The following is an 11,640-nucleotide window of genomic DNA, read 5'->3' on the forward strand; positions in this document are numbered from 1 at the left end:
TGATTGATCAAACGGTAAGAGTAAGCATTGTGGTATTCTTCAAAAAGACGTGTCGTTGCATACCCTACCACAGACTTTAAGCAAGAGGGCGGTTTCTTTCTACGTCAGGTCTAATGTAACTCAATTGGTGATTATTTTTGGCGGCGACGGGGAAATCTTAACTTCTTCTTCCTTCTGCTCATTTTTTCGCCACTGGTGTCAACGGGATAAAATCGTTTTAACCAACCGCTACGCCAGAAGAAAATAATTAAGCTTAAAGCAACAGTTCCCATGACACTTAAACAAACAAAATATCCCCACTTCCAAGCCAGTTCTGGCATATATTCAAAATTCATACCATAAACACCGGCAATAAAAGATAAGGGAATAAAAATGCTAGAAATAATCGTCAGAACTTTCATCACCTCACTCATTTTATTACTCATTGAAGAGAGGTAAACATCCATTAAACTTGAAGATAATTCGCGATAACTTTCGACAATATCTAGGAGCTGAATCACATGATCATAACAGTCTCGAAAATAAATTTCTACATCTGAACTAATTAAGTTACTGCCACTTCGCATTAATGTTGTAATCACACTTTGTTGGGGCCAAATGGCACGTCTTAGTGCCAGAAGTTCTCGTCGTATTTTATAAATTTTTTCGAGGGTATGATGATCAGGATTAAAAACAACTTCGTTTTCTAATTCTTCAATCCGTTCACCATAATCTTCTAAAACAGGAAAAAAACTATCAATAATCGTATCTAAAAGTAGGTAGGTGAGGTAGTCAACGCTGGAAGTGCGAATTTTACCTTTATTGTTTTTAAGGCGATCGCGCACGGGATTAAAACAATCATGATTAGGTTCTTCCTGGAAAGTTAAGAGATATTTTTTTCCTAAAACAAAGCTGACTTGTTCTGAATAAAAACCATCTTCTTCGGGTTTCGGTTGTACCAAATGAATAATAATAATTAATTGTTCATTATAGTCTTCTACTTTCGGACGTTGAGGAACATTAACTACATCTTCTAACAGTAAAGGATGAAGCTTGAAAATTTGACCAATCTGTTTTAGAATATTTTCAGAACCAAGCCCTTGTATATCTAACCAGGATGCAGATTCACTTGCTAAATAATGTTCACACTTTAGCGGATCAATATTAACTCTTCTCACTGCGTGCTTAGCATCATAATCAATTAAAACTAACTGTGAAGGCGCAGCATCTTCCTCAATCCATAAGGTTCCGGGTTCACTCCCCGGTTGGTCAAAAAAGAAGTCAAAATAATCTTCTTTGTCTTCACTATCTTCAAGAAAATCGGGATTGAAACTAGGAAATTGTGTCATTTTTATTTTAAATTTATCATCAATAATGGATCACTCAGCACAACAGCTTTGGCAGAATATTCTGGAACAGTTGCAACCCCAACTTAGCCCACCGACCTTTCAAACTTGGCTGCAAACTGTTACGCCACAAAGCCTCAATGATCACTGTTTAGTGATTTGTGCGCCCAATCCATTTTCTCGGAATTGGTTACAAAAATATTATCTTTCTCTGATTACAAAAACAGCTCAAGAATTGGCTCACTCTAATTTAACCGTTCAAATTACGACACCTTTTGCGGCTAGTGCCAACTCAGAGGAAATTCCTTTAACTTGGTGGAAACAGAGTGAGGATTACATCAATAGCTTAGCAGGCGATCGCGCTTCTGAAAATGCACTCAGCCCCAAACATACCTTCTCAGATTTTGTTGTCGGACCCAATAACCGCATGGCACACGCTGCATCCTTAGCGGTTGCCGAATATCCTGGTCGAGAATTCAATCCTCTGTTTCTTTGTGGGGGAGTGGGCTTAGGAAAAACTCATTTATTACAAGCGATTGGTCATTATCGCTTAGAACTGTATCCCGACTCCAAAGTATTTTATGTTTCTACTGAACAATTTACCAATGATTTAATTAATGCGATCCGTCACGATCAACTCCAACAATTCCGAGAACATTACCGCGCTGCCGATATTTTACTAATTGACGATATTCAATTTATTGAAGGAAAAGAATATACCCAAGAAGAATTCTTTCATACATTTAATACACTTTACGAGGCAGGAAAACAAGTCGTTCTCGCCTCAGATCGTCCCCCGAAGCAAATTCCCAGGTGTTCAGAAAGGCTCTCTTCTCGTTTTGCTATGGGATTAATCGCCGATATTCAACCGCCTGATTTAGAAACACGGATGGCAATTCTCCAGAAAAAAGCCGAATATGACAACCTTCCTTTATCGCCCACTATTGTTGAGTATTTAGCTAGAAATTATCCCTCAAATATTCGAGAATTAGAAGGCGCTTTAACCCAAGTCGTTGCTCATTTATCATTATCAGGCTTACCGTTAACTTTAGAAAATGTGACTTCTCTTTTGAATCCACCGCAAGCCAAACTGGCAACTTCTCCCGAGCGGATTTTACAGGTGATTGCCGAATATTTTCAGGTCTCTTTAGCTGATTTAAAGGGCAGTTCTCGTCGTCGAGAAATTAGTTCAGCGCGACAAATTGGGATGTATTTAATGCGTCAACACACGAATTTGAGTTTGCCAAAAATTGGGGAAATTTTTGGTGGAAAAGATCACACAACGGTAATGTATAGTTGTGAAAAAATTGCCCAACAACAAGAGCAAAATCCAGAACTCAATCAAACCTTACGTCAACTCACCGATCACGTAATTTCCCAATGATTGCTATTAGCAATTATCCGTATTCCGGAATTAATGCAGTGGCTTGCAGATTACCGTTAGCAAGGACTTTTTCATATTGTTCGGTTAGGTTTCGCCAGTTATGATTTTTTTCAATCAGAGTACGAGAATTTTGAGAGAGACGTTCGCGCAGTTGCGGATCTTGTAATAAGCGCCCGATCGCGTAAATATATTCTTCTAAGCGATTGACCCGCATTGCTGCCAAAGGAACTGCAGCACCATCGACATTTAAGCCTTCTAGGGCGCGATCGCTGCCAACCACAGGAACACCAATTGCCATTGCCTGTAATGTCGCTAATTTCATGCCTAAACCCGCTTGTGTGGGAAGCACACAGACCGTGCTGCGTTGCAAAATGGTCTGTAAAACAGAATCTGCGGTTGCAATTTCAATTCCAGAAACCTGTTTCCAATCTTGAAGATAATCAGGGATTCCCTGTAGGGTTAATGTGATTTGCGGATAACGTTTTTTCAGTTCGGGGAAAACCGACTCACACAAGAAATTAACTTCTTCTGTCACCGCTAATTCTTCCTGATGACTGATATAAAGTAGTTGATAACCGCCTGGATCAGCCGTCCGTTTTGGAAATAAGTTTAAATCAACTCCGTTAGGAATAACAGTGATTGGTTTTTCAGTTTGTAAAGCTTTAATTTGTTTTTTATCTTCAGCGGTTGTTGTTACTAGTGCTGAAAATTTAGAACAATATTGTTGCTCATATCGTTTGAGGAGAGGTAGATTTAACTGCTCGCGCAGACTTTTTTTTGCAGCAGTTGAACGCTCTAAAAATTTTTGACATGTCCCATGAATTGAACCATGAATATTGACAATTGTTCTGACTTGGTTTTGCCATTCAGGACGCACATAAATTTCGTTAATACTGTGCTCACAAGTAATGACATCAAACTCTTTAGCGGCAACTTTTTCATCAATCCATTGCTGCATTTGCGGGGAAAAATAAGACAAAACACTTTTCGGAGTTCCCTCTTTTAATAATTGTCCTAACCGTTTTGCCCGATTCATAATTCCCCGTCGCCCCATCTCTTGATGATGGGGAAAAATCACTAAATCTTGTACCCATTCTGCGAGTGTACCAATATGATCATCTTTTGCCATTTGATAATGCTGTGCAACCACTGTAACTTCATGACGTTCACTTAGGTTTTTCATCAAGTTAAAGGTTCGGGTAGGAATAGAATTTTGGGTGTAAGGAGAGGGCAAAATTGCCGAAATCATTAAAATCTTCATACTCACTCACTGTCTACTTTCAAAGTCGATTGAATTCATTCTGAAAAGGAATTCCTCTCCGATCCAGCATTGGGTTTAGCGGCTTGTCGCCTTGATTGGTATCAGGTTCCTCACTTAAAGAGGAAACGGATTAGGTAATCATACCGGTTTACTGACAAGCGCGATCGCGCTCAAGTTCCCCGACAAATCTAATATTGATTTAAATCAATTAAATTAGCTATCTTAACACATAAAAATCGTAATTTAGCATAATTAAAGCTTAAATCTCTATCTGTGTGTAACATTTCAGCATCTCATCTTGAAAAAATATGCATTTTTACACATAGGGATTAATCACTATTTTATCGGGAGTGCCATTCAATCTTCTGGAACACCCATAAAAAATGTTATATAGCACTTCTGGGTTGGGTGAAGGACAAAGTTATTAGCTTTGGGAACAGAGAACACAGAATGTGCTTCATCAGAGTAAAATTTGTTATATTTATCACATAATGAGAGGTCCAAAATGGCAACGAAAACTTTGGAAACAATAGAGCTAAAAATACTACTGAAATTGTTAGGTTTAGCGAACTACGAAGGAAGCATGACTCAAGTTAAGCCAAATCAGGGAACTTCTGCAGCGGAACGTAATAAAATTTGCTATCGTTTGCAAGATCGCAGATGGGTCACATTAGCTGAGGAGATTAAGAAGATTAAACTTACCTCTTCTGGGAAAGCACTTCTTAGTGTAGATCCATCAGAATTACCCATTACTAAGACAGAATTAAAGATAATCAATGCTTGTGGTAAGGGAACTATTACTCCTGGTAAAACTAATGTTTCCCCTGCAAAAGAACGTGACAGCTTAATTCAGAGTTTAACTGAACGAGGATTTCTGGAAGTGGTGGAAGCTGAGCCCAAAAAAATTACTTTGACTGAAACTGGCAAAACTTTTCTATTAAACGAATTTACTCCGAGTGGTACAGCCTCGGTAAGTTTAAACCTATTGGGTAACTATATTGAGTTTTTACGGCAAAATCAAGCCAATGACAGTCAACAAAAAAACAATCAATCTTTTCAAAAGCCACAGCATCAATTAGCAGACAAAGAAGTATTAGAGTTAATCATTCAGTTAGATAAAGAATATAATACCAATAATTATTTACCAATTTTTTATCTTCGCGAGCAATTACAACCTCCCTTCAAGCGGGAAGAATTAGACCAAGTTCTCTATCGTTTACAAGGAAATGACAAAATTCAACTCAGTTCCCTAATTGAGACTGAAGGTTATACTCCAGAACAACTAAAAGGAGGAATTTCTCAGCGCATTGGCGGATCTTTATTTTTTATTCAAGTGACTCATTAAAAGGTTCCATTATGTCAGAGTTGGAAACAATTATCAAGCAATCCATTAATCCTTTTGATACAGCCAACTTTAAAAAAGGAAATTTTTGGGAAGAAGAACAACCACAAGATTTAAATGTCAATTCGATTCATAAAGAAGTCTTAGAGAGCATAGAGCAGACTTTAACACAAGTTGCAAAAGATAAAAAAAGCCGTACTATTCGCTTAGAAGGAGATAGCGGTTCTGGGAAAACGCATCTTTTAGGTCGCCTCAAAAAAACTCTGAACCGAAAAGCATTTTTTGCTCATATTATTGCTTCAATTCAAGCTGAATACGTTTTTCAATATACTCTTCGGAAAACAATTGAGAGTTTAATGTTTATTCCTGAAGGAGAAACGGAGTCACAGCTATTGTTATGGTTAAAGCGAATTATTAAACAGCAAAGGGAAGGAGTAACTCAAAGAATACTGGGTAAGAGAAAAACTTTTATTAATCAAATGAAAGCAGCTTATCCCAGTGGAATTTGGAATCCGAATTCATTTTTTAGTGTCTTATATGCACTGACTCAGCCGGATTTATATGCCTTAGCGTGTGGATGGTTAAAAGGAGATGATCTAGACGATGAAGACTTAAAAGTATTGGGTGCTAAAGTCACGATTGAAACTGAAGATGACGCAATGAGTTTGTTGGCTAACTTGAGTTATATTTCTAACTCAACGCTACCCATTGTTTTATGTTTTGATGAAATTGATATTAGTCATGAGCGTGAAGAATTATTAAAATCTATTTTGAGATTAAATATGATTATTCAAAGCCAGAAACTCAAAAATTTTCTGGTAATTCTGAGTGTTATTACTAATACTTGGAAAGAACATGAAAATTCTATTGCAGTTTCACTCAAAGCTCCGATTAACCAAACTCTTTCTTTAAAGCCAATTACAACAGAGCAAATTGAAGTCCTTTGGTCAGTTCATCTAAGACCATTCCATCAGCAACTCGAAAAGCAACCTGAATCGAGCATAGCACCATTAACTAAAGAAGATTTAGAATTCTATTTTCCGAGTGGCGAAACTAATCCAAGTTTTCCGAGTGGCAAAACTAATCCAAGAAATGCTCTACAGGTGGGTCATGAACTCATTCAATACTATAAAACTGGTCGAGTTGAGGCACCCGATTCAATTGCAGCCTTTAAATTACTTTGGCGTGAAGAATTAAAAAAAATAAAAGCTAACATTACTGATTTCAGTGCTTTTTCGTCTGCTGAATTAGCGAATATGTTGCAGAAAGGGATTGAAACTCTCAAGCAAACTCAAGCGAAGGTTAATATATTTAATAAAAATACAAGCTTTGGTGTCAACTCTTTTAGCTTTAAAGATCGCTCTTCTCCGGAAATCGGAATTATTTGGAATGAAGGACAGAACTTGAGAAGTTTTGCCGCATTAATGAACCTTTGTGATGAACTATTTCGACACCAGAGATATGATGTACTGATTTTCATTCGTTATCAAGGGATGGGTCACGCAAAAAATCGAGGCTATCAACGATTCCAAAAAATCTTTCAAACTTCCCCGAATTTTCATATCATACCTGATTTAGATTCAGTTTATATCTTAGCCACTTACCACAGTCTTTATAGCTTTGCGACGAATCAAAATTTGACCGTAGGTTATGAAACGCCAGATGTTCAACGTTTACAGGAATTAACGCGTCAGTCTGGTGTATTAAACGAGTGTCAAATTCTAGACAAGTTAGAAGTCTTGGAAGCTACTTCCTCTCCAGTTGAACCACCTCTAGTTGAAAAACCTCCAGTTGAACCATCTCCGGTTAATTCATCTAAAAATAATCAAGAAATTAAAGAATATATACTGAATCTTGTTCAAACTACTTTGTTCATAGGAAGAAAAGCCTTAACTAATCAAACATTAGCAGAATTCAATAAGGAAACGACTTTAGAAGAAATTGATCAGTCGATCCAAAGTCTCATCAAGGAACAGCAAATTAAAATTGTTAATCCTAAGGAAGAGTTAGAAGCACAAAGTATTTCAATAATTTCGTAAAAACCAAAATATAAATGTATGTTAATAACTTTGAAATAAGTAAGCAGATTATACAAAAACTCTCTCGATATTCAAGACTTTGGATAGATACAGAAATTGCTGATTGGAAAACGAAGCATCCTCACCTTTCCCTCATCCAAGTATTGACTGATTCTAATGCTACTGCAAGCGATGCAGTTTATGTGTTAGATGTGTTGCAGCAACCTGAATTAATTACGCTATTTATTCAGAGATTAATGAAAGATGAGAAAATTGAAAAGATTTTTCATAATGTTTCCTTTGATTTAAGATATTTAGGCAAAGAAAACGCTAAAAATATCACTTGTACCTATCAACTCGCTCGACAATTTTCTAAACAGCGTTTGGGAACTTCTAATTTACAATTGAAAACTTTAGCGGTGGAACTTTGTCAGTTTTCTCAAAATGAAGTTGACTTGGAACAGCAAAGTAGCGACTGGAAAAAACGTCCTCTTAATCAGAAACAATTACGCTACGCTGCAATGGATGTGATTTATTTAGCTTATGTTCATCGCTATTTACTCAATTTCCAGCCAAATTGTCAGAGGAATCAGAAAATGACTCAAACTAACTTTTCTAAGTTTAGTGTAACTGACGTTCGGGTTGCATTTGAATGTCCACGCTTATTCTATTTGAGTAAACATTTTGGTGGTAAGACCCTATTTATTCCTCCCGATCAACCGAAAGCGATTGGACAACCCTTTCATAAATTTGCGTTTAAATTTATCGAATTTGCGAAAACTGATCCGGAATTTAGAGAGATTTTTAAGCCCAAGCCACAAGAACTTGACTCAGAGGAAGTGACCCAGAAAATGCAAAAGAGATTTTATGACCAAATCTTTTTTCCTCGCTTACAAAAAGTGGCTCAATCTAAACCAGAAAATGTCCCGGTTTTGCAACAAATTTGGCAGGGTTTAAGAGGTTTAATGCAACATTGGAGTGAATTGCTCATTCAGAATCGCTACTATGCCAATTATCATAATGTCATTAGTCAAACCTTTGTTTCACAAGAACTTGCTGTCTCCTGTGACTATCCAATTCCCAACCAGAAAACTCAGAAAATTGAAGGACAATTTGATAGCTTAATTCGCGATCTCAAAAAAAATCGCTTGTGTATGGTGGAGTATAAAACTTATACACCCCTTGATTCTGCAGCGCAGTTAGCCCAAGTGGCATTGTATAGTTACATCTTACATCTCCATCAACAACAGCCGGTTGATAGTGCGGTTTATTGTGTTTTACCGGAATTTAAAAGTTATTTTTACAGTTGGGAAGAACTGAAAGATACCGTTCATGAATTAACTCCGTTTAAACTCCAACAGATGCGAGAGTGGTTAACTTGGAAACCCTCGCAACCTGATCCGCCACCACAAACCCATCAAAGCGAACAACTTTGTCCGATTTGTCCTCAACAAGAAACGTGTCAAACCTATTTTCTAGAACAAGATTCCAAACCACTTCAAGAAGAAAAAAGAAAGCCAGTTGATCCGCCAAAACCTAAACCAAAACCGGAAAAAACAAATGAACCAGACGCAACACAGTTAGGACAGCAGCTAGAAGCCATTTTGCAGGCGTATGGGATTAAGGCTGACTATCAAGGCGCAACCATTGGCGCATCGTTTATTCGGATTCGCTTAAAACCTCGCCTGGGAGTAAAAGTGGTTTCTATTCTTAACCGCGCCACCGATATTCAAGTGCAAATGGGCATTGCTAGCCCTCCCTTGATTTCTCCTCAAGCTGGATATATTAGTGTTGATTTACCGCGATCGCGCCGAGATGTTGCTGAGTTTGAAACGTATGTTCAAGCTACTCAAAATCACTCTGAGATTAAGATTGCTCTTGGTGTTGATTTAGAAGGAAATCTAATTGATGCCGACTTATCTGATCCCAATAGTTGTCATTTCCTAGTGGGTGGAACAAATGGGAGTGGAAAAAGTGAATTCCTCAAAAGTGTCGTTTTAAGTTTAATTCGCCGTTATCCAAAAGAAGTGGTCAAACTTGCTTTAGTTGATCCGAAACGGGTGACGTTTCCTGAATTTGAAAACAGCCCTTGGTTGATGTCGCCTGTGATTAAAGAGCGCGATCGCGCGATCGGCTTCATGGAAGAATTGGTTTCGGAAATGGAGCAACGGTATCAACAACTTGAACAAGCCCAATCTTCCAACATAAAAAGCTATAACCAAACGTTGACTCAACAAGGGAAAACACCTGTTCCTCACATTGTGTGTATTTTCGATGAATACGCTGATTTTATGGTGGAAAAAGAAGATCGCGAAGCCCTCGAATATAGTATTAAACGCTTGGGAGCAATGGCAAGAGCGGCTGGTATCCATTTGATTATTTCCACCCAACGCCCCGAAGCAAAAATTGTAACCCCAATTATTCGTGCTAATCTTACTGGAAGAGTCGCATTGAAAACCAGCACAGAAGCTGACTCCAAAATTATTCTTGGCGGAAGTCAAACCCAAGCCGCCCATTTATTAGGAAAAGGGGATTTGCTTTACCTCAATAGTGGACAATTAATCCGCTTACAAAGTTTACTGGTCACTCAGAAACATTTTTCCTAAACATTGAACCTTTTTCTGATCTCGCTTGTCTAAACGGGTGAATCCAATTGGTTTGGGGAGACAGAATGTGTTAACTGAGCCAAATACTAACTTGAGTGACACTGAATTAGTCAAATGCTGTCAAACAAACAATCGCGCTGCGTTTCGACTCCTATACCGTCGTTATCAAAGGCGGGTTCGTTCCACACTTTATCAACTGTGTGGGGAGTCAATGCTGGATGATTTAGTCCAAGAAGTCTTTTTTCGGGCTTGGAAAGGATTACCCAAACTCCGAAAACCGAAAACGTTTTCCACTTGGCTTTATCGCATTTGTTGGAATGTCGCTTGTGATCAAAGACGGGCGTTTGCTCAGTTACGGGAACAAAAACAAATCCTCGCTCAACAAGAGCCTTCACTCAACAGTGCAGATCTCAATACCATGCACTATCAACAGTTAGTCCAACAAGGCTTACAAGCCCTTACATTTGAGCAACGGGCGGTGATTGTTCTTCATGACTTAGAGGACGTTCCCCAAAAAGAAATTGCTCACATTCTCGACATTCCCACAGGAACCGTGAAATCCCGTTTATTTCATGGACGTAAAGCCCTACGGGACTTTTTAGAAAAGCAAGGAGTGGTTTTATGAGTCATCATTCTTCAGATGAACGTCTTGTTCAATTTATACGGGAACATCACCCTTCTCCTCCATCGCCGAAAGAGAATATAGAAGATACCTTAATAGCACAAATTGAAACAGAAGCGCAACCGACCAATGTTACTCCTTTCCCAAGGAGACGTTATCAAGGATGGGTATTTGGTAGCGCGATCGCTGCTAGTGTCTTACTTCTCTTTACCAGCGTTCGCTTCTTGCAACCTAGTTCTTTGTCCCCTCAAGAAACGGCTGAGTTAGAAGCCTTTCTGATTGAAAATTGGGAAGCTGTGACAATGGCTGATCCCGCAGAAACCAGTTGGTTCATTCCAGAACAACCCAAATCATCGAACCGGAGGTAAATTTTATGTTTTTTCATCGTATTTCTTTGTTTACCCTTCTTTTCCTTTCTCTCAGTGCGACTAGCGCCTTTGCTGGAACCAATTCTTATGTCCAAACTTTAGAAACGCCGCAACTAATTGCTCAATCTTTTGATGATGAGGCAGATTTTGGACCCCGTCATCGTGGTAGCAGACGAGGAGAGTTGATAGATCAGTTAGATCTCAGTGACACTCAAAAAAATGAACTGCAACGGATTCGCAATGAATATCAACCCCGCTTTATGGAACAAAGAGAGGCTCTGTTTGAGGCACGACAAACTCTGCGCAATATGATGGTGGATGATAACGCTTCTAATAGCGACTTACGCCAACAACATGACAAAATCCTGAGCTTACGGGATGAAATGGGCAACTTGCGCTTTGAAAGTATGTTAGAAATGCGAGAAGTCCTGACTCCTGAACAGCGGGAAGATTTTGCTGAGTTAATGGACGAACGTCGAGGAAACTGGGGACGCGGTCGCCGCGGTCGAGGTCCTGGCTTCCGTGGCGGACGCTTTAATAATGAATTCTAATCTTTCCTAAGCAAACAGTTGTTGCACTGGGCGTTTCCTAACGTTTCAATATTGCGTAAATGAGAAAAGCTGTAACCCAAAATTCCAACACTGACTAGGCCGATAGAAGAAAGGGTATATAAGAGAGCAATTCCACTGCTCTTGCCAACACCAAACAGCCCAC

The 11,640-nt window shown here is 38.7% G+C and carries 9 protein-coding genes; 7 read left to right on the plus strand and 2 right to left on the minus strand.

The genetic code is table 11. The annotated features are described in order from the left end of the window. Positions 1-131: 131 nt before the first annotated feature. A complete protein-coding gene (corA, locus tag GVY04_07145; protein NBD15915.1) occupies positions 132-1,328 on the minus strand; it encodes a magnesium/cobalt transporter CorA in 1,197 nt (398 codons plus the stop codon). Positions 1,329-1,353: 25 nt separating this feature from the next. Between corA and dnaA the strand changes: the two genes are divergently transcribed. Beyond that, positions 1,354-2,709, plus strand: coding sequence for a chromosomal replication initiator protein DnaA (gene dnaA / locus GVY04_07150; GenBank protein ID NBD15916.1), 1,356 nt, complete (start codon positions 1,354-1,356; stop codon positions 2,707-2,709). A gap of 13 nt (positions 2,710-2,722) precedes the next feature. Here the strand turns inward: dnaA and GVY04_07155 are convergent, their stop codons facing one another. Continuing rightward, the gene (locus GVY04_07155; protein ID NBD15917.1) at positions 2,723-3,970 is read right to left on the minus strand and encodes a glycosyltransferase; all 1,248 of its coding nucleotides are present in this window, start codon (positions 3,968-3,970) and stop codon (positions 2,723-2,725) included. A gap of 520 nt (positions 3,971-4,490) precedes the next feature. On the opposite strand from GVY04_07155, the gene GVY04_07160 reads away from it, so the two are divergent. From GVY04_07160 to GVY04_07185, 6 genes are all read left to right on the plus strand, one after another. After that, complete coding sequence (locus GVY04_07160; protein ID NBD15918.1) at positions 4,491-5,315, plus strand: hypothetical protein; 825 nt, start codon at positions 4,491-4,493, stop codon at positions 5,313-5,315. An 11-nt stretch (positions 5,316-5,326) separates the two neighbouring features. After that, positions 5,327-7,351 carry an ATP-binding protein gene (locus tag GVY04_07165; GenBank protein NBD15919.1) on the plus strand — a complete coding sequence of 675 codons (2,025 nt, stop codon included), beginning with the start codon at positions 5,327-5,329 and terminating at the stop codon, positions 7,349-7,351. A 14-nt stretch (positions 7,352-7,365) separates the two neighbouring features. Continuing rightward, complete coding sequence (locus GVY04_07170; protein NBD15920.1) at positions 7,366-9,936, plus strand: cell division protein FtsK; 2,571 nt, start codon at positions 7,366-7,368, stop codon at positions 9,934-9,936. A 67-nt stretch (positions 9,937-10,003) separates the two neighbouring features. Then, positions 10,004-10,561, plus strand: coding sequence for a sigma-70 family RNA polymerase sigma factor (locus tag GVY04_07175; protein NBD15921.1), 558 nt, complete (start codon positions 10,004-10,006; stop codon positions 10,559-10,561). Continuing rightward, entirely contained in the window at positions 10,558-10,926 is a 369-nt protein-coding gene (locus tag GVY04_07180; GenBank protein ID NBD15922.1) for a hypothetical protein, read from the plus strand. Before GVY04_07175 ends, GVY04_07180 begins: the two co-directional genes overlap by 4 nt. Before the next feature lie 5 nt (positions 10,927-10,931). After that, entirely contained in the window at positions 10,932-11,477 is a 546-nt protein-coding gene (locus tag GVY04_07185) for a periplasmic heavy metal sensor (GenBank protein ID NBD15923.1), read from the plus strand. Positions 11,478-11,640: the final 163 nt, after the last annotated feature.

It is taken from the genome of Cyanobacteria bacterium GSL.Bin1 (assembly GCA_009909085.1).
Taxonomy (GTDB): domain Bacteria; phylum Cyanobacteriota; class Cyanobacteriia; order Cyanobacteriales; family Rubidibacteraceae; genus Halothece.

Bases quoted from the DNA above. Each gene is read 5' to 3' on its own strand.
- GVY04_07180 (NBD15922.1), top strand. From the start codon at position 10,558: ATGAGTCATCATTCTTCAGATGAACGTCTTGTTCAATTTATACGGGAA.
- dnaA (NBD15916.1), top strand. From the start codon at position 1,354: ATGGATCACTCAGCACAACAGCTTTGGCAGAATATTCTGGAACAGTTG.
- GVY04_07165 (NBD15919.1), top strand. From the start codon at position 5,327: ATGTCAGAGTTGGAAACAATTATCAAGCAATCCATTAATCCTTTTGAT.
- corA (NBD15915.1), bottom strand. From the start codon at position 1,328: ATGACACAATTTCCTAGTTTCAATCCCGATTTTCTTGAAGATAGTGAA.
- GVY04_07170 (NBD15920.1), top strand. From the start codon at position 7,366: ATGTATGTTAATAACTTTGAAATAAGTAAGCAGATTATACAAAAACTC.
- GVY04_07185 (NBD15923.1), top strand. From the start codon at position 10,932: ATGTTTTTTCATCGTATTTCTTTGTTTACCCTTCTTTTCCTTTCTCTC.
- GVY04_07155 (NBD15917.1), bottom strand. From the start codon at position 3,970: ATGAAGATTTTAATGATTTCGGCAATTTTGCCCTCTCCTTACACCCAA.